21 protein-coding genes are annotated in these 22422 nt (G+C 69.3%); 11 read left to right on the top strand and 10 right to left on the bottom strand.

What is annotated here, in order from left to right:
• Positions 1-272 precede the first annotated feature (272 nt).
• Positions 273-1076 (top strand): alpha/beta hydrolase, encoded by an 804-nt coding sequence (locus tag QCD70_RS11880; protein WP_301216456.1) that lies wholly within the window; start codon positions 273-275, stop codon positions 1074-1076.
• A 38-nt stretch (positions 1077-1114) separates the two neighbouring features.
• Here the strand turns inward: QCD70_RS11880 and QCD70_RS11875 are convergent, their stop codons facing one another.
• Positions 1115-2089, bottom strand: a complete 975-nt coding sequence (locus QCD70_RS11875) for a cation diffusion facilitator family transporter (protein ID WP_301216454.1) — start codon at positions 2087-2089, stop codon at positions 1115-1117.
• A gap of 120 nt (positions 2090-2209) precedes the next feature.
• Here QCD70_RS11875 and QCD70_RS11870 point away from each other — a divergent pair, with 120 nt between their 5' ends.
• The gene (locus QCD70_RS11870; RefSeq protein ID WP_301216452.1) at positions 2210-3460 is read left to right on the top strand and encodes an EAL domain-containing protein; all 1251 of its coding nucleotides are present in this window, start codon (positions 2210-2212) and stop codon (positions 3458-3460) included.
• A gap of 12 nt (positions 3461-3472) precedes the next feature.
• Here the strand turns inward: QCD70_RS11870 and QCD70_RS11865 are convergent, their stop codons facing one another.
• Positions 3473-4021, bottom strand: a complete 549-nt coding sequence (locus QCD70_RS11865) for a hypothetical protein (RefSeq protein ID WP_301216450.1) — start codon at positions 4019-4021, stop codon at positions 3473-3475.
• A gap of 145 nt (positions 4022-4166) precedes the next feature.
• On the opposite strand from QCD70_RS11865, the gene QCD70_RS11860 reads away from it, so the two are divergent.
• The 3 genes from QCD70_RS11860 to QCD70_RS11850 are packed head-to-tail and all read left to right on the top strand — an operon-like array spanning position 4167 to position 7194.
• Positions 4167-5216 (top strand): hypothetical protein, encoded by a 1050-nt coding sequence (locus QCD70_RS11860; RefSeq protein WP_301216448.1) that lies wholly within the window; start codon positions 4167-4169, stop codon positions 5214-5216.
• Entirely contained in the window at positions 5213-5932 is a 720-nt protein-coding gene (locus QCD70_RS11855; RefSeq protein WP_301216446.1) for an ABC transporter ATP-binding protein, read from the top strand. Before QCD70_RS11860 ends, QCD70_RS11855 begins: the two co-directional genes overlap by 4 nt.
• Entirely contained in the window at positions 5929-7194 is a 1266-nt protein-coding gene (locus QCD70_RS11850) for an ABC transporter permease (RefSeq protein WP_301216444.1), read from the top strand. The genes QCD70_RS11855 and QCD70_RS11850 overlap by 4 nt, the downstream gene beginning before the upstream one ends.
• 9 nt (positions 7195-7203) lie before the next feature.
• Here the strand turns inward: QCD70_RS11850 and QCD70_RS11845 are convergent, their stop codons facing one another.
• The 5 genes from QCD70_RS11845 to QCD70_RS11825 all read right to left on the bottom strand — a co-directional run bounded on the left by QCD70_RS11845 (position 7204) and on the right by QCD70_RS11825 (position 13613).
• Positions 7204-8538, bottom strand: a complete 1335-nt coding sequence (locus QCD70_RS11845) for an alpha/beta hydrolase (protein WP_301216442.1) — start codon at positions 8536-8538, stop codon at positions 7204-7206.
• On the bottom strand, positions 8522-10981 hold the full coding sequence (locus QCD70_RS11840; protein ID WP_301216440.1) for a bifunctional lysylphosphatidylglycerol flippase/synthetase MprF: 2460 nt from the start codon (positions 10979-10981) through the stop codon (positions 8522-8524). The genes QCD70_RS11845 and QCD70_RS11840 overlap by 17 nt, the downstream gene beginning before the upstream one ends.
• Positions 10982-11123: 142 nt before the next feature.
• Positions 11124-12569: a serine/threonine-protein kinase gene (locus QCD70_RS11835; protein WP_301216438.1), complete on the bottom strand. Its 1446-nt coding sequence runs from the start codon at positions 12567-12569 to the stop codon at positions 11124-11126.
• Between the two features lie 11 nt (positions 12570-12580).
• Positions 12581-12838: a DUF6458 family protein gene (locus QCD70_RS11830; protein WP_301216436.1), complete on the bottom strand. Its 258-nt coding sequence runs from the start codon at positions 12836-12838 to the stop codon at positions 12581-12583.
• Positions 12839-13025: 187 nt separating this feature from the next.
• The gene (locus QCD70_RS11825) at positions 13026-13613 is read right to left on the bottom strand and encodes a TetR/AcrR family transcriptional regulator (protein ID WP_301216434.1); all 588 of its coding nucleotides are present in this window, start codon (positions 13611-13613) and stop codon (positions 13026-13028) included.
• A 97-nt stretch (positions 13614-13710) separates the two neighbouring features.
• On the opposite strand from QCD70_RS11825, the gene QCD70_RS11820 reads away from it, so the two are divergent.
• Positions 13711-14100 carry a DUF1304 domain-containing protein gene (locus tag QCD70_RS11820; protein ID WP_301216432.1) on the top strand — a complete coding sequence of 130 codons (390 nt, stop codon included), beginning with the start codon at positions 13711-13713 and terminating at the stop codon, positions 14098-14100.
• A 79-nt stretch (positions 14101-14179) separates the two neighbouring features.
• Positions 14180-15157, top strand: coding sequence for a zinc-binding dehydrogenase (locus QCD70_RS11815; protein WP_301216430.1), 978 nt, complete (start codon positions 14180-14182; stop codon positions 15155-15157).
• Between the two features lie 13 nt (positions 15158-15170).
• On the opposite strand, the gene QCD70_RS11810 is transcribed toward QCD70_RS11815, so the two are convergent.
• Positions 15171-16472 (bottom strand): hemolysin family protein, encoded by a 1302-nt coding sequence (locus QCD70_RS11810; RefSeq protein WP_301216428.1) that lies wholly within the window; start codon positions 16470-16472, stop codon positions 15171-15173.
• A 155-nt stretch (positions 16473-16627) separates the two neighbouring features.
• Complete coding sequence (locus QCD70_RS11805) at positions 16628-17515, bottom strand: aldo/keto reductase (RefSeq protein WP_301216426.1); 888 nt, start codon at positions 17513-17515, stop codon at positions 16628-16630.
• A gap of 160 nt (positions 17516-17675) precedes the next feature.
• Between QCD70_RS11805 and QCD70_RS11800 the strand changes: the two genes are divergently transcribed.
• Positions 17676-18644: an aldo/keto reductase gene (locus QCD70_RS11800; protein WP_301216424.1), complete on the top strand. Its 969-nt coding sequence runs from the start codon at positions 17676-17678 to the stop codon at positions 18642-18644.
• Positions 18645-18717: 73 nt separating this feature from the next.
• A complete protein-coding gene (locus tag QCD70_RS11795) occupies positions 18718-19578 on the top strand; it encodes an aldo/keto reductase (RefSeq protein ID WP_301216422.1) in 861 nt (286 codons plus the stop codon).
• A 2-nt stretch (positions 19579-19580) separates the two neighbouring features.
• On the opposite strand, the gene QCD70_RS11790 is transcribed toward QCD70_RS11795, so the two are convergent.
• Positions 19581-20468, bottom strand: a complete 888-nt coding sequence (locus QCD70_RS11790; RefSeq protein ID WP_301216420.1) for a LysR family transcriptional regulator — start codon at positions 20466-20468, stop codon at positions 19581-19583.
• Between the two features lie 51 nt (positions 20469-20519).
• On the opposite strand from QCD70_RS11790, the gene QCD70_RS11785 reads away from it, so the two are divergent.
• Positions 20520-21275: a class I SAM-dependent methyltransferase gene (locus tag QCD70_RS11785; RefSeq protein ID WP_301216418.1), complete on the top strand. Its 756-nt coding sequence runs from the start codon at positions 20520-20522 to the stop codon at positions 21273-21275.
• The gene (locus tag QCD70_RS11780) at positions 21272-22399 is read left to right on the top strand and encodes an aminotransferase class V-fold PLP-dependent enzyme (protein ID WP_301216416.1); all 1128 of its coding nucleotides are present in this window, start codon (positions 21272-21274) and stop codon (positions 22397-22399) included. Before QCD70_RS11785 ends, QCD70_RS11780 begins: the two co-directional genes overlap by 4 nt.
• Positions 22400-22422 lie beyond the last annotated feature (23 nt).

Here is a 22422-nt window from a genome sequence, read left to right as displayed (position 1 = left end):
CGCTACTCGACCGGCGCATGGGGGGCAGGCGGGGAGGCTTGTGCTTCGAGAGGCCGCCCTTCGACAGGCTCAGGGAACGGCAGGCTCACGGTTCGACAGGCTCAGGGAACGGGGCTCCGCGGAACGGGGCTCCGCGGAACGGAGCTCCGCGCAACGGGGCTCCGCGCGCCGCTCCCCGCCACCGATCGCGGCCGAAAGCGCGACACGGCCGCAGGTGCGGATCTATGGTGGTGCACACAGTGCTTTTCCGATCCATCGAAAGGAAATCTCTTATGTCTGCACCCCAGCCCGTCGTCTTCATCCATGGCCTGTGGGTGCACGCATCCAGTTGGCAGCCCTGGATCGACCTGTTCGAGAACGAGGGCTACACGGCCGTGGCCCCGCTCTGGCCCGGCGAGCACGACACCGTCGAGAACTCGCGCGCTCACCCCGACGACGCGGCCGACAAGGGCATCGACGACGTCGTCGGGCATTTCCAGGGCATCGTCGATTCGTTCGACGTGCAGCCCATCCTCATCGGGCACTCGTTCGGCGGGCTCATCGTCGAGAAGCTGCTGGGCCAGGGCTACGGCGCCGCGGGCGTGGCCATCGACCCGGCGCAGATCAAGGGAGTGCTCCCACTTCCCCTCAATCAGCTGCGGTCTTCGCTCCCCGTGCTCGGCAACCCGGGCAACCTGCACAAGGCCGTATCGCTCACCGAGGAGCAATGGCGCTTCGGCTTCGGCAACGCCCTCCCCGAGGAGGAGTCGTCGGCGCTCTGGAACGCGTGGAACATCCCCTCGCCCGCGAAGCCCCTCTTCCAGGCCGCGGTCGCGAACTTCACGCTGCACTCCGAGGCGAAGGTCGCCACAGACAACGACGACCGCGCACCCCTGCTGCTCATCGCCGGCGGCCAGGACCACACGGTGCCCGAGACCGTCGTCGACGCGACGCTCGCCCAGTACCGCAACTCGAACGCCGTGACCGAGCTCATCACCTTCTCCGACCGCGGCCACTCCCTCACGATCGACCACGGCTGGAACCAGCTCGCCACCGAGATCCTCGTCTGGCTCCGTCAGCAGTCGCTGGGCCAGTGAGCCGGATGCCGATGGCCCGGCGCGCAGGATGCCTGCGGCTAGGCCTGCCCGGGCGCCGGCAATGACGCCTCGCCCGCAAGAGACAGTGTCAGCACCGCCTCGGTGATGTACGGACTCTTCTCGATCTCGAGCGCGGCCAGCCGCAGGTCCTCGGCCACATCCCGCTCCCGGTCATTGCCCACGAGGTCGACGGCGGCCACGAGGTAGAACTCCTCGGGGCCGACGAACTCGAGGTGCAGGTAGGTCACCCGCTCCACCTCGGGAGCGGCGAGCAGTGCGGTGAGAACGATCTTCTCGATCTCGTCGTCGGCGACCTGACCCACGAGAAAGCGGCGGTTGCGGTCGATCAGCACCAACGCGACGACACCGAGCAGCAGTCCCACCAGAATCGACCCGGCCGCGTCGTAGACCGCGTTGCCGGTGAGCTGGTGCAGAAGGACCCCGAGGAACGCGATGACGAGGCCCGCGAGCGCCGCCGCGTCTTCGAAGAACACGGCCCGGAGGGTGGTGTTCGACGTATCGAGCACATGGTGCAGCGTGCCCACCCTCCGTCGCATCGCGGCGGTGCGCGCCTGCCGCAGTGCCTGGAGGAACGAGATCCCCTCCAGCACCAGGGCCACGCCCAGAACGATGTAGTTGATGGTGTAGTCGGCGTCGCGCTCGGGCTCGAAGAGCTGCTGCACGCCGTGCATCACCGAGACGACGGCGCCCACGGTGAAGAGTCCGAATGCCGCGAACAGCGACCAGACGTACGCCTCCTTGCCGTAGCCGCGCGGGTGGTCCTCATCGCGCATGCGGTCGGAGCGTCGCTCGGCGATGAACAGGAACACCTCGTTGCCCGTGTCGGCCCAGGAGTGCGCCGACTCGGCGACCATCGAGGCGGAGCCCGTGAGCACTGCCGCGATCGTCTTGGCCACGGCCACCAGCGCGTTGGCGCCGAAGGCGATCAGCACGGTGAGGGTGCTGTCCTGCTTCTGTTCGGTCGGGGGTTCTGTCGCGGGTGTCGTGGTCACACGGGCAACGATGCCACAGCGGCGCCCGGTGTGCTGCGCGGGATCGCCCGAATCTGTACCCCGAACAGGGGCTGCCATTCAGTGTGCATCGCCGGGTGAACGGTGCAATGCTTGAGACCCGTGAATTCGTCCAAACGATCAGGCACCGCAGCGCCCTTGGCGGCGAGCGTCGAACTCGACCGCCTCCTCGCCACCGGCCTCCTCCGAACGAGCTTCGAGCCGATCTTCGATCTCGACTCCATGTCGGTCATCGCCTACGGCACGGCCGTCCACGGCCCTCCCGGATCTCCGCTCGAGTCGCCCGGTGCGCTGCGAGCGGCGGCGACCGACAGCGACCGACTCGTCGAGGTCGACAACGCCGGCCGAATCGACGCGATGGAGACGGCGGAGCGAGCGGGCCTGTCATTGCCTCGGAGCCTCTTCTTCCACGCGGAGCCGGCGACGATCCACGCGCTGGCCCTCGACGACACGGCTCGCGCGCGACCGATGGTCCTCGAGATCCGCGGCCACAACCTCGCCGCGGCCGATCTCGTCGCTCTGATGAAGTCCATCGTCGGCATCCGCGACCAGGGCTGGGCCATCGCCCTCACCGAGGTCTGCGTCGACGCCCATGCCCTCGCCCTGCTGCCCATCATCGCTCCCGACGTCATCGACGTCGATCTGCGACTCATCGGCGGCCTGCCCGACCAGCACGTCGCATCCATCGTCAGCGCCATCTCGGCCTATGCCGAGGCGACCGGATGCCTCGTGCTCGCGACGGGCGTCGAGAACGAGCGCCATCTCACCACGGCCCGGGCCCTCGGCGCGACGCTCGGGCGCGGATCGTTCTTCGGTCACGCGGGCAGACTGCCGGATGCGCTGCCCTGGCTCTCGGGAGTACGTCCGGCACCGGCGGGTCGACTCGCAGGACTCCGTCAGGACACTCCGTTCTCCGTGGCCGCGGAGCGTCGCGAGACGCGTCCGTCGCACCGCGACCTGCTTCTGCAGATCAGCCTGTTCCTCGAGGCGCGAGCCACGCAGGAGGAGGGATCGGCCGTCATTCTCGGCACGTTCCAGCACCGCGAGAACTTCGACGAGCGGGCCGTGGAACGCTACTATCCGCTGGCAGACACGGCGGCCTTCGTGGGAGTGTTCGGCCACGGCTTCGACGAACTGACGCTCAGCGACGCGGTGTGCGCGGTCGATCTCGACGAGGCCGACCCCCTCGTGGCGGAGTGGAACGTGGTGGTGATCTCGCCCAACTTCGCCGCCACCCTGACCGCGCGCCAGGTGGGTGAGCCGTCGCCGTCGAACGACAGCTACGAGTTCATCCTCACCCACGACCGTCGTCTCACGATCGAGGCGGCGCGGACGCTCGTGGCGCGGCTCTAGCGCGCCGAGTTCTCAGGCACCCGGTCGGTCCATCGACGGCACGAGGCTCTCGAGCACGGCGCGGGCGTTCTCCTCCGCCGTCAGGTCCCTGGCGATGGCGAAGAGCCGGATCGCGTCCTCGGCGCGGGCGCGCGCATCCGCGTATCGGCTGTCTTTGACGGCGTGTCCTGCGAGCAGCAGGGCGGCCCTGCCCGCGTAACGCGCGTCATCCGTGGCCTCGGCCAGGCGGTGGAGCACGAGGGCGAGCTGCGCGCTCGCGGTGCGATCCGTGCGGTCGAGTTCTGCCGTCGCCCGCATGTAGAGAGCGAACATCAGTGCATCGAGGATCACGTCGAGCGACGAATCCACGGGCCCGAGTACAGGAAGGCTGCGTCCTTTCGCGGTGTCGAGCCGGAGCTGCCACTCGTCGTCGACGACCTGCAGAACAGCGGAGTGCGACGAGTCCGGGCCCAGATCGAATCGCCCGACGTCGTCGCCGGAGAGAGGGCGCCAGCCGAGTTCCGCCGAGTGACGCGACAGCCATCCTGCGACGGCGCTCGCAGCATCGTTTACCGGTTCCACCGATCCCGCTCCTTCCCGACCGTCTCTAATCTCGCATGCGGCGCCCGCGCGATGCTGCACCCTTTGGGACTTCAAGTTCCATGATGATCGATCAGATCTGCAATAGTCGGGGAGGTACCTGAATGACCCGAATGAAGGAGAAGGCGTGGGCGTGGTTCGAAAATGGGTCTTCCCTGTGGTGCGCATCCTGCTGATCGCAGCGATCGCCGTGGCTCTGGGCAAGCTCGCCTTCTTTCCCGACAAGACAGAAGACGTGTCGGCCGTTCCCACCGGAGAGATCATCGAACCGGTCATCCCCGTCGCCCTCGGCACCATCGTGAACGACGTCGTCGTTCAGGCGACCGTGTCGGCCGACCCAGCATCGCCCCTCAAGTCGACCGCCGCCGGCACCGTCGACGAGATCTTCTTCCCTCAGGGCTCGACAGTGGCCGCGGGCGACGTCGTCTTCGACGTCAAGGTCGAGATCGTGCGCGCCCCCGAGGACACGATCGACGAGGAAGGCAAGACCAAGCCCCCGATCTACCGCTACGAGCAGGTCATCGCGCCGGCGGCCGGCGTGCTCAGCTCGCTGAGCGTCATCTCCGGCCAGGACGTGACGATCGGCATGACGGCCGGGCAGATCGCCCCGCCCACGTTCTCGGTCTCGGGCTCCCTGCAGCCCGAGCAGCGCTACCGGCTGGTCGATCAGCCGACGGATGCGTCGATCGCCATCACCGGCGGACCCGCGGCGTTCACCTGCACGGGCCTGCGCATCACGACTCCCCTGGCAGGCAGCGAGGGCGGCGGCGGGTCGACCGGCGGCGACACGACCGGCGCAGCCGGAGCATCCGGAACCGGCGGCGGAGGCGGCGGCTCGACCACCACGGTGAGCTGCCCCATCCCCGGCGATGTCACCGTCTTCTCCGGGCTCGCAGCCCAGATGACCATTGCGGGAGGCAAGGCGGAGAACGTTCTCGTCGTGCCGACGACCGCGGTACGCGGCGCCGCCCAGAGCGGAACAGTCTGGCTGTCGCTGGCCGACGGCAGCACCGAAGAGCGCCCCGTGGGCCTCGGGCTCAACGACGGGAGCCAGGTCGAGATCACCGGCGGCCTCGTGGAGGGCGACCAGATTCTGCAGTTCGCGCCCGGCGCGCTGGCCGACCCATCGGGCTGCCCGCCAGGAGTGGTCGACTGCGGCGCGGTCTCTGTCCGGTGAGCCTGCTCGAACTGCGCGACGTCACGCGCACGGTGATCCCGCCCGACCAGCCGGCCCTGACGATCCTGAACGGCGTCGACCTCACGGTCGAGCCGGGCGACCGCATCTCGATCGTGGGCCGCTCGGGCTCGGGCAAGTCCACGCTCCTCAACCTGCTCGGCCTGCTCGACATGCCGACGAGCGGCCTGCTCACGTTCGACGAGAGACCGGTGAAGTCGTACTCAGGCGCGGCCCGTGACCGGGTGCGTGGAGCGCAGATCGGCTTCGTGTTCCAGCAGTTCAACCTGCTCCCGGGCAGAACCGCCCTCGAGAACGTGGCCATGCCCCTTCTCTACGCCGAAGGCAGGGCGTTCTGGCGCCGCAAGAGGCTCGCGGCCGAGATGCTCGAGGAGGTCGGCCTCGGAAACCGCATGGACAGCATGCCCGACCGGCTCTCGGGCGGCGAGCAGCAGCGCGTCGCCATCGCCCGCTCACTCGTGCGCGGACCGCGCCTGATTCTGGCCGACGAGCCCACGGGCGCACTCGACCTCGACACCGGCAGCTCGGTGATGCAGCTCATCGACGACGTCGCCACCCGAACGGGCGCCGCCCTCGTCACGATCACGCACGACCCGGCCATCGCGAGCCGGGCCCGCGACCACTTCCGACTCGACCGGGGCGTGCTCACGCGCGTCGACGAGGTCGAGCTCGCCACGGCATCCGAGGCGCTCTCGTGAGGCGCGCGTTCACCAGCCTCGTCGGGGCGGTCATCGAGGCGTGGCAGGAACTGCGCGTGCACCGCACCCGGGTGCTGCTCTCGCTCATCGGCGTCGCCGTCGCCGTGTGCTCGCTGACCACCGTGGTCGCTCTCGGCGGCATCGTGCAGCAGGCCAACGAGGAGCTCAGCGAGAGGCAGAGCGGGCGCCCCGCCTCCCTGTACGTCTCCGCCTACAGCAACGACGGCGCCCCCGTCGATTCGAGCACGATGGATGCGACGTGGAGCGAGACGCTGGCACGGTACGACATCGACTTCGGCAGCCGGGTGATGCAGACCACCCAGGCGGTTCCGTTCACCACCGGCGTCGTGCAGGTGCAGACGCAGGCCGTCGACCAGCCCTACGGGGAGATGCATCGGGTGCGCCTGAGCGAGGGCGCCTGGTTCGGCCCCGACGACGAGGACCAGCTCGCCCCGACCCTCGTGGTGAACCAGATCTTCTGGGAGCGGCTCGGCAGTCCCGACCTGCGCACGCACCCGACCGTCGAGCTCGGCGCCCAGGGCGGCATGCCGGGCACCACGGCCGTGATCGTGGGCGTGTACCCGGTGGCCAGCTACGAGACCGAACCGGCGATGTTCATGCTGGTCGACCACCTCGCTGCGATGAAGGCGGCCAGCTCGACGGTGACGGTCGAGGATCCGTACGCCGGCTCGACCCAGTACGAGATGTGGGTTCCCCCTGCCATCTCCGAACAGCTCATGGAGATCGTGAAACGCGACTTCTCGTCTGCGCTCGCGACCCCCGGGGGCGGAACGGGCGGCATCCAGGTCGACGTCTACCGCCAGGACTACGCCCAGTACGGCGACGACCCCTTTCTCGTGACCAAACTGGTCGTGGGCGGAATCGCCGTGCTCGTGCTGCTGCTCGGTGCGCTCGGACTCGTGAACATCGCCCTCGTCACGGTCAAGCAGCGCGTGCGCGAGATCGGCATCCGGCGCAGTTTCGGCGCGACGGCCGGGCGCGTGTTCTTCGCCGTGATGATGGAGAGCGTGGTCGCCACGATCGCCGCCGGGGCCGTCGGCGTGATCGCCGCGATCCTGATCGTGCAGAACCCGTTCACCATGGACCTCGTGGGCCAGGGGCTCGTCAGCGACTTCCCTCCGTTCCCCGCCGAAGCGGCGCTGCTCGGCCTCCTGGCGGCCACCGTGGTGGGGGCCCTCGCCGGCCTGCTGCCCGCCCTCGTGGCCGTGCGGGTGAAGGTGATCGACGCCATCCGGTACTGAGCTCGCCCGCTACCCGGTAGCGCTTCCCGTCGAGGTGCCGCCCAGCCCCCAATGGTCGGCGATGAGCTGCAGCCCCTGCGCGAACACGTACGACCACGTCGTGGAGTCGTGGGCGCTGCCCTGCGCCTCGATGTAGGTCGAGGTCATGCCGGCGGCCTGCGCGTCGGCGTAGATCGCCTTCACCTGCGGCAGGAACGCCTCATCGTTCGAGCCCACACCGAAGACCGCGAACGTGTCGTCGTAGCGTCCGTGCTGCTGCATGATCGCCGCGGGATACGCGGCCTCGTACCGGGCGAGGCTGCCTCCGAAGGCGGCGTCGGCCGTCTTCTGTGCGTCGCCGATGCGCGGATACTCCTCTCCCGACGCATCGAGGATCACGCTGAAGAGCGAGGGGAAGGCGGCTCCGAGCTGGATCGAGCAGGTTCCTCCCTGCGACAGCCCGCCGATTCCCCAGTAGTGCGGATCGTCGATGACGTTGAGGTTCGCCTTGATCCAGTCGGGCACGTCGACCGTGAGGTAGCTCTGCGAGTTGCCGAGGGGAGAGTCGACGCACATCGGGTTCGCCGTGGGGTCGCCGAGCTGGTCGGGCGAGACCACGATCGGTGCGAGGCCGGCGTGAGCCGCTGCGTACGCGTCGAGGCTCGCCTCCAGCTTGTCGGTGATGAGCGGATCCTGGGGACTGCCCGGCTGGCCCGACATCATGATGAGCACCGGCAGTTTCGGCGGGTTGGTCGTGAGTGCCGCGGGCGGCAGGTACACGACGGCCGGCCGTGCCGGGAAGCCCGATTCGGATGCCGGGATCGTCACTGTCGTCAGGGTTCCGGTCTTCGGCATGGTCGCCGGCGCGACCCACGCGTCGAGCGACGTCGCCGCAGACGCGGTGGCTGTCGGCAGCGGCTGTGACGACGCGTCTTCGATCGCACTGATGCCCAGCGCGCTGCGCACCGTGGGGTACTGACCGAAGTCGACGTTCACGGCCATCGCCGTGGTGAGCACGAACAGCACCAGCGCGAGCCCCGACGCGACCACACGCATCCAGGATGCGCGTCGCATCGAGACGATGGCGACGCCGAAGGCGGCGAACCCCACGGCGATCCAGACACGCACGACGAGGGTCAGGTCGGCGCCGAAGAGGTCGAGGCGGTCGGAGAGGAGCCAGGTCAGCCCGAGTCCGAGGAGCGCCCCCGCGGCTGCTGCGACCGCGACCGCGGTGAACCAGCGACGCCGAGTCCACCGGCGACCGGGTCGACGGGCCACGAGCAGCACGACCGTCGCGAGCGCGAGCGCGTACACGGTGACGAGCACCGGACCCTCTGTGATGCCCAGGTCAAGAAGCCGGTTCACGATGCACCTCCTGTGTCGCCTTCGGTCTCAGATCCCTCAGCAGCCTGCTCAGCTGCAGTACCGACAGCTGCGGCAGGTAGCACCGGCCGATGGCCGCGCCGACCGCCGGGAGGTCGGTCGTGTCGGGGTAGATCAGCCAGAGCGGAACGAACTGCGGCTGGAACTTCTTCTTGAAGTTCAGCAGCGAGCGGAACCCGTAGGCCGGTTCGAGCGACCGGCCGACATAGTCGAGCAGCTGGGCCACGACGCTCGCACGCACCTCGAGCTGCGACGACTCCGGGGCGGCGTTCGCGAGCGGTGCGCCCGACAGGCTCAGCAGGTCCATTCCGTCGCTCTTCGCCTGCTCGACGGAGGCCGCGATCACGAACTCCATCGTTCCGTTGGCCGCATCCGGGCGGCGCCGCATGAAGTCGAGGGTGTACCCGCAGACCCGCGGCGCCTGTGTACTGTCCTGGGCGGCGTACAGCGGCAGCCAGCTCGTGACGGCGACGATCGTGCCGTCTGCATCGACCGCGAGCATCAGGCGCACAGCCGGATCGGCGAGCTCGTCGATGCCGCCCAGCGTGAAGCCCATCTCGGGCAGGTTCTTCTCGGCGACCCAGGCCTCGGAGATGGCCTGCAGCTGCGACCTCTGCAGCAGCGAGAGGTCCTTCCACGACGTCCACTGCGCCTGCACGCCGGCGCGCGCCGCCTTGTTCACGGCCGTGCGGATGTCCTGCCACTTCTTGCCGGTCGGGTTCCAGTCGCGGGGGCGCAGCACCGCCTCCTCCGCCACCTTGAGCCGTTGCCAGCGCAGGGCCGCGAAGGTGTCGAGGGCGTCATCGTCGACCCCGTAGAACGTCGCGGTCCACCCGTGGTCACCGCAGAAGCGCACGAACCGTTCCACCACACGCGGGTCGGCGAAGGCGGGGCCGAACGGGCCTCCGACCGCCACCGCGACGAAGCCCTGCACCCTGTAGGCCACGGCGGCATCCACCTCGGCGTCGAACCAGTAGGAGTTGCCCGACCACGTCGACATGAACGACATGGTGTGGCCACCGCCGCGGCTGAGGATCTCGCGAGCGCGCACCCGATCGTCGTCACCGGCCACGGAGGTGCGGCTGAAGACGAGGAGACAGGATGCGACGACGACCGCCGCCCAGAACAGCGTCGACGGCAGATGCCACAGCGCGATCGCCTCGTGCGTCGACGGAGTGAATGCGAGTCCGTCGGAGATCACGAACGTCGGCGGAACGAGGCGCAGCGGCAGCGCGCGGAGCAGGTCGAGCGCATCCACCGTCGGCGCGAACTGGTCTCTGATGGCCAGCGAACCGAGAACCGACAGCAGGGAGGCGCCGACGAGCGCGCTGCCCGTGATCACGAAGAACCGCCTCACGCTCGAGGCGGAGGTGCGCACGTCGACGTGCCTGCGCAGCAGAATCAGCAGCAGGGCGCTCGCCAGCGGAAGGATCGCGCAGAGCGCGCTCCCCGTGAGGGTCTGCCAGATGTAGGGGTCGACCTCCTGGTTCGACTCCTCGGCGATCAGCGTCATCGTCTCGGGCTGGATCACCACGAAGACGGCGACCATCACTGCCGACATCAGGAGATGGATGCCCACCGCCAGCCACAGGGCCGCCCGCCGGCCCCGCAGGATTCCCCACGCGGCGACGACACCCACGGCGACGGGGAGAAGGGCGATGAGGGCGCCGCGGGGGTGGTGCTCGTCGATCGCCAGAAGCCCGTAGATCGACAGCAGCCCGCTGCCCGAACCGATCAGCGCCGCCACGACCGGACCGATCGCGCCGACGGCGACAACCGTCGCCAGCAGGGTGCGGATCTCGTGGTGCGAGCTGCGCACCAGCCGGAACCTCGAGCGCGAGCCGCCGAGGGCGAAACCGAGCACGAGGCCGACGGGCAGGGCGACGAGCGAGTAGAAGTCGCCCGCGCCGCCGGAGTACAGGAAGAACGTGACGGCGAAGAACGACGCGCCCAGCCGCATCCGGCGACGCCACAGGGCCGACGCGAACGAGCTGGCGGCCATGGCCGTGCAGATGACGCCCGTCGCGGGAGACAGCGCGTCGATGGAGGGCGCGTTGAGCGGCAGGAACCCCAGGTAGGTGCTCTCGACCCAGCTGAGGGCGAAGCCGATGAGACCGGATGCGGCGCTGCCCGCGACGTAGGCGACGACGGTGCGCCAGCTGCCCATGAGCCGCTCGGCGGCGCCCACGACCACCACGATGAACGGCACGACGAAGATCAGTGCGCCGCCCCCGTCGACGGCGAGGAAGGCGGTGATCAGGCCCCACCAGCGGTGGTGCCGGAAGACGTCGTCCTGGCCCGTTGCCAGCAGCTGCCAGCCCCAGTCGTAGGTGCTGGAGGCGAATCCGACGATGCTCAGCACGATCACGACGATGCAGCACAGCACCGTCACGGGCCGACGGAGCATCCAACGAACAACAAGCACGACTACCTCAGATCACGAGCACGCGCATCGACAGCGCGGCTGAAGAGTATCGAGGAGAAGTGAGGAAAAACCCTCTCTGGCCGGATGCATGAGAAACCTGAAGCGAAGGCTCGGCTCACGCACTGCGGTCTGTCAGGATCGGCTACTTGACCTTGCCCTTGTCGTTGCCCTGCTTCCCCGGGTTCTCGTTGCCGTTGCCATTGTTGCCGGGGCCATTGTTGCCGGTCCCGCCGGTGCCCGTGCCGTCGGTGCCGGGTTCCGGCGGGGTGGCGGGTTCGGATGTGACGCCGGGCTCGGGCGTCGATGGCTCGGGCTCCGCAGGGGTCGGCTCGGCCGGCTCCTCCGCCGGATCCGTGACGCTCACCGGCTCCTCGCTGGAGGGATCGTCGCCCGTCGTCGGATCGACGGCGGGGTCGGCGGGCGCCTGGGAGGTGGACGGGGTCGTCGCCGGTAGCGGCGACGGGTCCGCACCCGTGAGCGATGCCCAGACCAGAACGGCCCCGACGACTGCTGCAGCGCCGAGACCGGCCAGAAGCAGTCCCCATCGGCGAGAACGGGGCGAACGCGGCGACGGACCCGACGCCGCCGCCGCGAATTGGACGGTCGGCTCGTCTGATACAGCCATCACCCGGGTGGCCGCGAGGGCAGGCTCCTGAGCCGCGACCGTGAGCGACGCTTGCGTCGTCGCCGCGCCGGGCATCGGGCCCGCCGACGTTGCCGCCGCTGTCGTTTCGACCGCGGCCGCCCCGTCGGACCGAAGGTCGTGCGAGGCGGCCGCGACCTCAAGGGCCGTCGGACGCTGCTGCGGGTCACGCGCCGTCATCGCCGTCAGAAGCGACTTCCACCCGTAGCCCAGCGAACCGGGAATGTCGGGATCCAGCGTGAGTCTGGCGAGCGCGGCTTCGTGAACGACCGGCTGCCCGAAGACGCGGGCACCCGTGAGAGCCTCCAACAGCACAAGGCCGAGAGAGTAGATGTCCGACGACGGCGCGGGTTCGGAACCCCTCACCTGTTCCGGGCTGAGGTACGCGGCCGTGCCGAGCAGAGTTCCCGGGGTGGTCAGCCGCGACGACCCGACCAGATGAGCGATGCCGAAGTCGGCCAGAGTGGCGGTGAACTCCTCCCCCGGTGTCAGCGACCGTCGCAGCAGGACGTTGGCCGGCTTGATGTCGCGGTGCACGACGCCCGCACTGTGCACCACATGCAGGGCTTCGCCCAGGTCCCGGGCCATGCGTGCAGCATCCACGGGCGAGACAGGGCCATCCGCGATGCGTGTTCGCAGCGTCGGACCGTCGACGTACTCCATCACGAGGTACGCGTCTCCGTCGCCGTCGATGCGCGCGTCGTACAGCGTGACGAGCGAGGGATGGTTCAGCGCGGCGAGGAGGCGGGTCTCCGATGTCTTGCGGCCGAGGTCGGCGGCTTCGGAGTCGCGGAAGAGCTTGACGGCGACCGGGCGCCCCAGGGTCTCGTCGGTCGCCCGATAGACGACGCCCATGCCGCCCGACCCCACGCGCGATTCGAGGCGGTAGCGGCCGCCGAGCAGAGGATTCGCCGGAAGCCGACCGCCGCTGGAGCCGTCTGCCATGTCGGACGCGCTCAGATCAGCGGGTCGCTGTCGCGCGTGCTGCGGGTGACCTGTTCGCCGCTGGCTGGATCGACGGCCGAACGGGTCGTCGACGTGGTCTGTCGACGGCGCAGCATGAAGATGAGGCTGATCAGGAACACGACGACACCGGCGCCCATCAGGATGTACCCGATCATGCTGAGGTCGACGACGCCACCGAGGTCGATGTTCACCGCGAACGCCAGCACGGCTCCGATGACGAACAGTGCGATTCCGCTTCCGATACCCATGGGCATTCCCTTCGATCTGCGCTGGTGCGAGGTGTTCGCATCAGCGCACGGCACGCCGCTCGATCCGGGTGTGGATCAGAGCCGTCGCGTCGATTCGCCCATGTCTACCACTCTGAGAGCACCAGCGATCAGGGCTTGAAGCGGCGGCGTGACGAGTAGTAGGAGCACGGGCGAGGGCAGGATCGCGTCAGCTCGACCCGCCGACGACCGCCGCGAGCGCCGCATCGAGCGTGGCGGCCGCGCTTGAGGAGTCGACCCGCACGATGGCCATCGACGCGAACACCAGCCCGGTCACGGTCGTGGTCAGCATGTCGGCAGCCTCGCGAGCGAGCTCCGGCCGGCGGGCGGCGACACCGGATGCGACGGCTGCGCGGAGATCGTCGCAGTACCGGGTGACCACCGCCAGCAGGGCGGCCTCGTGCCCCAGCGACGAGCCCGTGGCGTTGAGCAGCAGGCATCCGTTCTTCGCCAGAGCCGTCTCGTGGTCGACCATGGCCTGCCGAAGGCCCCGCAGGTAGGTCTCGAGCGCATCGGGGGCGACCTCGCGCGCTCGCAGCGGCGCCAGGCGAGGGCGCACCACATCGTCGAGATACGACTCCACGGCGGCGTCGAAGAGACCCCGCTTGCTGGTGAACGAGTGATAGATGCTCGACCGGTTGAGGCCGGTCGCCTGCTCGAGGTCGGGAAGGGAGGTGTCCTCGTAGCCGCGGCTCCAGAACACGCCACGCGCCGCCCGTGCGACATCGACCTCTGCGAACGAACGCGTTCTGCCCATGACTTTCGCTCCTTACGAACCGACGACCGCTACGACCTGACAACCGCGGTCGATTAAGTCTATAGTGAAACGGTCAGTTCAAAAAAAGGACCTCATCATGATCATCGCCGCCGTCGTGCTCGCCGCACTCGCCGCCGCCCTGCATGTCTACATCTTCTTCATGGAGTCGCTGGCGTGGGACGGCCCGGCCGCCCGCAAGACGTTCGGTCCGGCATCCACCGCAGAGGTCGAGGCGACCCGCTCGCTCGCCTACAACCAGGGCTTCTACAACCTCTTCCTCGCTGTCGTCACGATCATCGGCATCGTGTTCGTGCTCGTGAGCACCTCGCCGGTCGGCCCCGCGCTCATGCTGGTGGGCACCGGGTCGATGCTGGCGGCCGCGATCGTGCTGTTCCTGTCGCTGCCGTCGAAGCGGTCCGCCGCGATCCGGCAGGGCGGAATCCCCCTTCTCGCGGTGATCGCAACGATCATCGCCCTCGCCGTCTGACGCCATCCATCACAACCAGCTCCCCATCACCACCGGCACTGCATCGCCAGAGCCAGAACCACAGAAAGTCGAGATCACCATGCGCGCCCTCATCCACAACGAATTCGGAGACCCCGCAGAGGTTCTCGCCGTCGAGACCGTCGCCACCCCGGAGCCCGGTGCGGGCGAGGTGCGCGTGCGCACCATCCTGAGCCCCATCCACAACCACGACCTGTGGACGATCCGCGGCACCTACGGGTTCAAGCCCGAGCTGCCCGCCCGCGCCGGAACCGAGGCCGTGGGCGTCATCGATGCGCTCGGCGAGGGCGTGACGGGCCTCGAGGTCGGCCAGCGCGTGGCCACCGGCGGCACCTTCGGGGTGTGGGCCGAGTACTTCATCGCCAAGGCCGCCGGGCTCATCCCCGTCGGCGACGCGATCTCCGACGAGGTCGCCGCGCAGCTCGTGTCGATGCCGTTCAGCGCCATCAGCCTGCTCGACACCCTCGATCTTGCCGAGGGCGACTGGCTCGTTCAGAACGCCGCCAACGGCGCCGTCGGTCGGCTCGTGGCCCAGCTCGCCGCCGCCCGGGGCATCAACGTGCTCGGCCTCGTTCGCCGCGCGGCCGGTGTCGACGAGCTCAAGGAGCAGGGAATCGGCAACGTCGTCGCCACCGACGGCGAGGGATGGCGCGACACGGTCACCGAGATCACCTCGGGCGCCGCCATCACCGTCGGCGTCGACTCGGTCGGTGGATCGGCCGCCGGCGACATCGTGTCGCTGCTCGCGGAGAACGGCCGACTCGTGGTCTTCGGGGCGATGAACTCCCCCGTCATGGAGATCCCCTCCGGCCCCGTCATCTTCAAGAGCATCTCGGTCTCGGGATTCTGGGGCAGCAAGGTCATGGGCGGCATGGACGGCGCGAAGCGCGCGGCGCTGCTCGGCGAACTGGTCACGCGCATCGGCGACGGCTCGCTGACGCTTCCTGTCGAGAAGGTCTACTCCTTCGACGAGGCCCGCGAGGCGGCCGCCGCGAACTTCGTGGCGGGCCGCGCAGGCAAGGTCCTGCTGCGCCCTTAACCGGCCCGTTCCGCTACTCGGCCTCGACCGCCGCCTTGGGCGTCGTCATGGTCGGGATGTAGAGAAGTTCGGCGACGCGGCGGCGGTCCATTGCAGCCACCTGCAGTGTGCCGCCGTCGACCTCGACGCTGTCTCCGACGACCGCGAGCCGGCCGAGCCGCTCGACGACGAAGCCCGCCACGGTGTCGGATGCCGCGGGCGGCAGGGTCACGCCCGTCGCCTCCTCGAAGTCCTGGAAGTTCAGGCGACCGTCGACCGAGCCGCCCTGCTCCATCATGGCGGCGGCGGCGGTCTCGGTGTCGTACTCGTCGAAGATCTCGCCCACGATCTCTTCGACCAGGTCTTCGAGGGTGACGATGCCGTCCGTTCCGCCGTATTCGTCGAAGACGACCGCGATCTGGTCGCCGGATGCGCGCAGGCCCGTGAGGGTCGGCAGCACGCCGGCGGTCGACGGAATGTAGGGAATGGGTCGCATCAGCTCGCGCACGCCGGTCGACGAGGTCGACGCCTCGTACAGGTCGCGCACGTGCACGAAGCCGACGATGTCGTCGATCGACGAGTCGACGACCGGAAAACGCGAGTACGGCAGCGCGCGCACCGACTCGAGCGCGTCGGCGATCGAATCGTCGACCGTCAGCGCCACGACCTCGGGGCGGGGCCGCATGATCTCGCTCACCTGCCGGTCTCGCAGCGAGAGCACGTCGTCGAGCATGCGCCGCTCGTCGTCGGGCAGGCCCTCGTGGCTGGTCACGATCTCGCGCAGCTCCTCGTCGGAGAGCTTGTCGCCGGTCTTGTTCGGGTCTCCGCCGAGCAGCCGCACGACGGCGTTCGTCGACACCGACAGCAGCCAGATCACCGGACGCATCAGAGTGGCGAAGCCGCCGAGCACGGGCGCGACGGCGTACGAGAACCGGGCGTTGTGCTGGATGGCCAGCCGCTTGGGCACGAGCTCGCCGAGCACCAGCGACAGGTAGGCGATGAGCAGGGTCAGGATGATCGTGGCGGTGGTCGAGGCGGCCGCGGCCGAGAGGCCGAGGGTCTCGAGCAGCGGCGTGACCGACGGAGCGATCGACGACGCGCCGTAGGCCGCCGACGCGAAGCCGGCGACGGTCACGCCGATCTGCACGGCCGAGAGGAAGGTGTTCGGATTGCGGGCCAGCCCTGCGACGGTCTTTCCCCGCCTGCCACGCTGGGCGATCGCGTTGATCTGGCTCTCGCGCAGGGTCACCAGCGCCATCTCGGTGGCGGCGAAGACGCCGCCCACGAGAACGAAGACGATGACGAGAACGATGCTGACGACGAGCTCGCCGTTCATCGACGGACCTCCGCCGCCTGATCAGGGTGCACGCCCGGGGTCACCCGGGCGCTGGATCGGTGATGGTCGGAACTGCTCGCAGACGATGTCATGCCCCTGAGCATAGGGATCGCACCTCGGAGAACCCCCACAGTCGAAGCGGCCCGCCTCACCCGTCAGTCTTCGGAAATGGACCTGTCGAACAGGGCCGGGCGGAAGACATCCGGATCGGGACCGCTGCGCACGCCCGTGTCGAGGGCGTCGATGCGGGCGATCTCGTCGTCGCTGAGCTCGAAGTCGAAGACGTCGACGTTCTCTGCGATGCGCACGGGGTTCGTCGACTTCGGGATCGCGGAGCGGCCTTCCTGGATGTGCCAGCGCAGCATGACCTGGGCGGGGCTCTTGCCGTGGCCCTCGGCGATGGATGCGATGGTCTGGTCATCCATCACACTGCGGCGCTCGTCGCCCCAGCCCGGGTAGAACGTGATTCCGCCGATCGGAGACCACGCCTGCGTCAGGATGCCGTGCTCTGCGTCGGCGCGCTGCACGTCGGGCTGGGCGAAGTAGGGATGCAGCTCGACCTGGTTCACGGCCGGAACGACGGTCGTGGCCTCGAGCAGCCGGTCGAGGTGCGCCGGCGTGAAGTTGCTGACCCCGATCGCCCGCACGCGTCCATCGGCATACAGCGTCTCGAGGGCCTTGTAGGCGGCGATCGTGGCGTCGAAGCGCGAGGGGATGGGCTGGTGCAGGATCAGCAGGTCGAGCCGGTCGACCCCGAGCTTGCGGGTCGCCTTCTCGAAGGCGTGCAGCGTCTCGTCGTAGCCGTAGTCGGTGACCCAGACCTTGGTCTCGATGAACACCTCGGAGCGATCGAGACCCGAGCGACGCAGGCCCTCGCCGACCTCTCTTTCGTTGCCGTAGGCCGCCGCGGTGTCGATGTGCCGGTAGCCGACATTCAGGGCGGTCTCGACGGCGTTCGCCGTGTCTTCGGGCGAGCTCTGGAAGACGCCGAGGCCCAGAGAGGGGAGGGTGACGCCGTTGTTGAGAGTCAGTTCAGTGGTCATGGCTCGACGCTACGCCGCGCGCTCCTCGCGAGGGAGGCACTGTCTCACCCCCCTGACGGCATCACCCCCCCAGGGGCTGTGCGATTGAGAAGGGTGAGGCGTCAATACGATCGGGGTTCCCTGTTGGACAGGCCGGGGCCACGGCGCGCAGGCTGGAGCCATGGAATACACACACCTCGGACGAACGGGCCTGCGCGTCTCGCGCGTCGTGCTCGGCACGATGAACTTCGGCCCGCAGACCAGCGAGCCCGATTCGCACGCGATCATGGATGCCGCGCACGCGCAGGGCGTCAACTTCTTCGACACGGCCAACGTCTACGGCCAGGACCTCGGCCGCGGCGCGACCGAGGAGATCGTGGGCCGCTTCTTCGCCCAGGGCGGCGGACGCCGCGAGAAGACGGTGCTGGCCACGAAGCTCTACGGCGACATGAGCGACTACCCCAACGACGGAAAGCTCTCGGCGCTCAACATCCGGCGCGCCCTCGACGCCAGCCTCACCCGGCTGCAGACCGACTACATCGACCTCTACCAGTTCCACCACGTCGACCGCGCGACGCCGTGGGAGGAGATCTGGCAGGCGATCGAGGTCGCCGTGCAGCAGGGCAAGATCCTCTACGCCGGCAGCAGCAACTTCGCCGGCTGGCACATCGCCCAGGCCCAGGAGGCGGCCAAGGCGCGCCACTTCACCGGTCTCGTGAGCGAGCAGTCGATCTACAACCTCATCGTGCGCGACGTCGAGCGCGAGGTTCTTCCGGCGGCGCAGGCCTACGGACTCGGCGTGATCCCCTGGTCGCCGCTGCAGGGCGGACTGCTCGCCGGCGTGCTCGACAAGGAGGCCGACGGATCGCGCCGCCGTTCGCGTTCCGACGACGAACTCGAGAGGCTGCGCCCGCAGCTCGAGAAGTACGAGGCGTTCGCCGCAGACCTCGGCCACTCGCCCGCCGAGCTGGCCCTCGCCTGGCTGCTTCACCAGCCCGCGGTGACGGCTCCGATCACCGGACCGCGCACCATGAACCAGCTCGACACGGCCATCGCGTCGGTCGACATCACCCTCGACGAGGATGCCCTGGGCCGGCTCGACGAGATCTTCCCCGGTCACAAGACCTCCCCCGAGGACTACGCCTGGTAGCGCGCCGCTCCCTGAGCCTGTCGAAGGGCAGCATGCTCAACCCGCGCACTCTCACCATCTGAAAAGGAACTCCATGAAGCAACGCACCATCGGCGACATCTCCATCAGCGCCATCGGACTGGGCGGCATGCCCATGTCGATCGAAGGACGCCCCGACGAGGAGCGCTCCCTCTCCACCATCCACGCCGCCCTCGACGCGGGCGTCACCTTCATCGACACGGCCGATGCCTATCACCTGGCCGCCGAAGACGAGATCGGCCACAACGAGCTGCTCATCGCCAAGGCGCTGAAGAGCTACGGCGGCGACACGTCCGGCGTTCTGGTCGCGACCAAGGGCGGCCACCTGCGGCCCGAGTCCGGACCGTGGGCGCAGAACGGGCATCCGGACTACCTCAAGCAGGCCGCCGAGGACTCGGCCAAGCGCCTGGGCGTCGACGCGATCGGCCTCTACCAGTACCACCGGCCCGACCCGTCTGTTCCGTATGCCGACTCGATCGGCGCGCTGCGCGAGCTTCTGGATGCGGGCACGATCCGCATGGCCGGCATCTCGAACGCCGACCCCGATCAGATCCGTCAGGCGAACGAGATCTTGGGCGGCCGCCTCGTGTCGGTGCAGAACCAGTTCTCGCCGAAGTTCCGGTCGAGCGAGAAGGAGCTCGTTCTCGCCGACGAGCTGGGCATCGCGTTCCTTCCCTGGAGCCCTCTCGGCGGCATCACGAATGCCGCGTCGCTGGGCGAGAGCTACGAGGCCTTCGGCCGCATCGCCCGCGACCGCGGAGTGACGCCGCAGATCGTCTGCCTCGCCTGGGAGCTCGCGAAGTCGCCGCAGGTCATCCCGATTCCGGGCGCATCCCACCCCGAGTCGATCACGAACTCGGCCCTCGCGGCCGACTTCGAACTGACCGCGGAGGAGTTCGCGGCCCTCGACGCGTAGCGCTACGCCGCGGGCTTCAGCGCCGGCTGCCGCAGGCGCCCCACGAGGGCGGCGGCGGCCGGCGCTGCCTGGCGCGGAACAGCGATCGCGGTCGTCCAGACCAGCGCCTCGTGCGTCACGGGAACGGCGCTCAGCAGCTCGGGTCGCTTGAACGCGAAGTGGGCGGGAACCACGGCGACGCCGAGCCCGTAGCCCACCAGGTCGAGCAGCGATCCCACATCTCCCACCTCGAGCTCGACCGAGTGCGTCAGCCCCTCGTCGGCGAACGCGCGGTCGGCCAGCACCCGAGCCGCCCACCCGTCTGCGAATCCGACGAACGTCTCGTCGGCGAGGTCGCCGATCTCGACCCGGCCGCGCCCGGCGAGCGGGTGATCCGGATGGCACAGCACCACGAAGCCCTCCGAGGCGATCGGCAGCAGCTCGACCGTCGCCGGAACGGCGCCGCAGTCGGCCACCAGCGCGAGATCGAGGAGCCCGCCGGCGACCTGGTCGATCAGCTGCGTCGATCCGGCGAATCCGAGCCGCACCGACACCGCCGGGTGCGAGCGCCGGAAGTCGGCGAGCTCCCGCGGCAGATGCACGCCCCCGAGGCACTGCTCCGTTCCGATGCGCAGGGCCCCGCGCAGAACGCCCCGCACGGCGAGCACGGCGTCACGGGCGGCGGATGCGCTGGCGACGGCTCGCTGGGATTCCTCGAGCATCGCGGTTCCCGCGGGAGTCAGCTGCACGCGCCGCGTGCTGCGGGTGAACAGGGTGGTGCCGAGCTCGGTCTCCAGCGCCCGGATCGACGCCGACAGCCCCGACTGCGAGATCTGCAGGGACTCGGCGGCACGGGTGAAGTGCTGGTGCTCGGCGACGGCGACGAAATGCTCGAGTTGGCGGAGTTCCATGAGACTTAAAGAGTACTGCTCGGCCCGGGGGTCGAACCTAGAATCGACAGCATGCCCCGCTCCACCGACCACGCCCTGTCCTTCGGCCGCAATGTCGGCGACTACGACCGGGGCCGCCCGAGCTACCCGGCCGAGGCCCTCGAGTGGATCCTCGAGCAGGCCGCGCCGGAGCATCCGGCCGGCTCTGCGGTGGTCGACCTGGGCGCGGGAACCGGCAAGTTCACGGCGGGTCTCGTCGGCCGCGGCCTGCGGGTGGTGGCGGTCGAGCCCGACGCCGCGATGCGCGAGCGGCTCACGGCGAACCTGCCGACGGTCACCGCGCTCGAGGGCAGCGGCGAGCACATTCCGCTCGACGACGCGAGCGCCGCGCTCATCACCGTGGCCCAGGCGTGGCACTGGGTCGACGTCGACGTCACGTCGCGCGAGGTCGCTCGCGTGCTCGAGCCGGGAGGGGCCCTCGCTCTCGTGTGGAACATCCGCGACGCCGACGTCGACTGGGTCGCCCGACTCGGCGAGGTGATGGGGGCGTCCGAGGCCGAGAAGTACGACAGCGTGACCCCGCCTGTCGGTGCGCCGCTGGAGCGACAGGCCTACCGCGAGTTCCGCTGGGTGAACGAGATGACCCGGGAGCAGTTCTTCGCCATGGTCGCCTCGCGCAGCTACGTGATCACGATGGCCGAGGCCGAGCGCGACCGGATGCTCGCGCGCCTCGGAGAGCTGCTCGACGAGCATCCGGATCTCGCCGGCCGCGCGAGCTACCCGATGCCCTACGTGACCCGGGTCACGATCGCGCGGGTCGCAGCATGAGCGCGGCGCTGAACGAGATCGAGTATCTCGAGAGCTTCGCCGAGGAGGAGCTCTACCTCAACCACGCCAGCTACGGGCCGCCCTCGCACCAGGTCGCCGCGACCACGGAACGCCTGCAGAACCTCGCCATGGCCGGGGGCGTGAGCGCCTCCGCGACGCTGCACTCCGAGGATGCGCGGGCGCGGGCGGCGATCTCTGCGCTCACGGGCACGCCCTCCGAGCGGGTCGCGCTGACCACGAGCACCTCGCTCGGACTCATGCAGATCGCCTTCGGCGTGAGCGGCGAGGTTCTCGTGAGCCCCGACGAGTTCCCCGCCAATGTCTACGCCTGGCGCCGGGCCGAGGGAGCGGGGCTGCTCACCATGCGCACACTGCCGGGCGGAGGCCCATCCGCGCCCACCCGTGTGACCCCCGAGCTGGTCCGCGACGCCCTCACCCCGTCCATCACCGCGGTCGCCGTCAGCGCCGTCGACTTCCGCACCGGGTTCCGCGCCGACCTGGCCGGCATCCGCGAGGCCATCGGCGACCGCCTGCTGATCGTCGACGGCATTCAGGGCTTCGGCGTGATCGACGCCGACTGGACGATCGCCGACGCCGTCGCCGTGGGCGGGCAGAAGTGGCTGCGGGCAGGCTGGGGCGGCGGGTTCGTCGCGTTCAGCGAGCGGGGTCTGGATGCGATCCGCCCGGTTCTCGGCAGCTGGACCGGCGCCGAGAACACCGGACTCTACGACGGGGTCGAGCATACGATCCTGCCGGATGCCCGGCGCCACTCGATCACCAACCTGTCGCCGATGGCCATGGGATCGCTGGCCAGCGCGCTCGAACTGGTGTCATCGATCGGCATCGCCCGCGTCGAGCAGCTCATCGCCGGCACGGCCGACGTGCTGATCGAGGCGCTCGACGCTGCGGGCGTTCCGGTTCTGTCGCCGCGCGAGCACGCCCTGCGCGCCGGCATCGTGGTGGCGGGCTTCGCCGACGGCACCGCCGCGCGGGCGCACGCGGCCCTCACCGACGCGGGCGTGACGGCCACGCTGCACGGGACCGATCGCATCCGCTTCGCCGTTCATGCGACGACCACCGACGACGCGGTGCGAACCGCGGCACGCGTGCTCGGCAGTGTGTAACGAATTCAGGAGGAGACGCGAGC

This window comes from Agreia sp. PsM10 (assembly GCF_030433855.1).
GTDB lineage: Bacteria > Actinomycetota > Actinomycetes > Actinomycetales > Microbacteriaceae > Agreia.
The sequence above is the reverse complement of the archived record's forward strand: the minus strand, read 5'-3'. Positions and strand labels throughout refer to the sequence as shown.

Coding starts and splice junctions, on each gene's coding strand:
- QCD70_RS11780 (WP_301216416.1), top strand. CDS start 21,272: ATGAGCGCGGCGCTGAACGAGATCGAGTATCTCGAGAGCTTCGCCGAG.
- QCD70_RS11785 (WP_301216418.1), top strand. CDS start 20,520: ATGCCCCGCTCCACCGACCACGCCCTGTCCTTCGGCCGCAATGTCGGC.
- QCD70_RS11805 (WP_301216426.1), bottom strand. CDS start 17,515: ATGACCACTGAACTGACTCTCAACAACGGCGTCACCCTCCCCTCTCTG.
- QCD70_RS11830 (WP_301216436.1), bottom strand. CDS start 12,838: ATGGGTATCGGAAGCGGAATCGCACTGTTCGTCATCGGAGCCGTGCTG.
- QCD70_RS11835 (WP_301216438.1), bottom strand. CDS start 12,569: ATGGCAGACGGCTCCAGCGGCGGTCGGCTTCCGGCGAATCCTCTGCTC.
- QCD70_RS11810 (WP_301216428.1), bottom strand. CDS start 16,472: ATGAACGGCGAGCTCGTCGTCAGCATCGTTCTCGTCATCGTCTTCGTT.
- QCD70_RS11790 (WP_301216420.1), bottom strand. CDS start 20,468: ATGGAACTCCGCCAACTCGAGCATTTCGTCGCCGTCGCCGAGCACCAG.
- QCD70_RS11880 (WP_301216456.1), top strand. CDS start 273: ATGTCTGCACCCCAGCCCGTCGTCTTCATCCATGGCCTGTGGGTGCAC.
- QCD70_RS11815 (WP_301216430.1), top strand. CDS start 14,180: ATGCGCGCCCTCATCCACAACGAATTCGGAGACCCCGCAGAGGTTCTC.
- QCD70_RS11800 (WP_301216424.1), top strand. CDS start 17,676: ATGGAATACACACACCTCGGACGAACGGGCCTGCGCGTCTCGCGCGTC.
- QCD70_RS11820 (WP_301216432.1), top strand. CDS start 13,711: ATGATCATCGCCGCCGTCGTGCTCGCCGCACTCGCCGCCGCCCTGCAT.
- QCD70_RS11795 (WP_301216422.1), top strand. CDS start 18,718: ATGAAGCAACGCACCATCGGCGACATCTCCATCAGCGCCATCGGACTG.
- QCD70_RS11825 (WP_301216434.1), bottom strand. CDS start 13,613: ATGGGCAGAACGCGTTCGTTCGCAGAGGTCGATGTCGCACGGGCGGCG.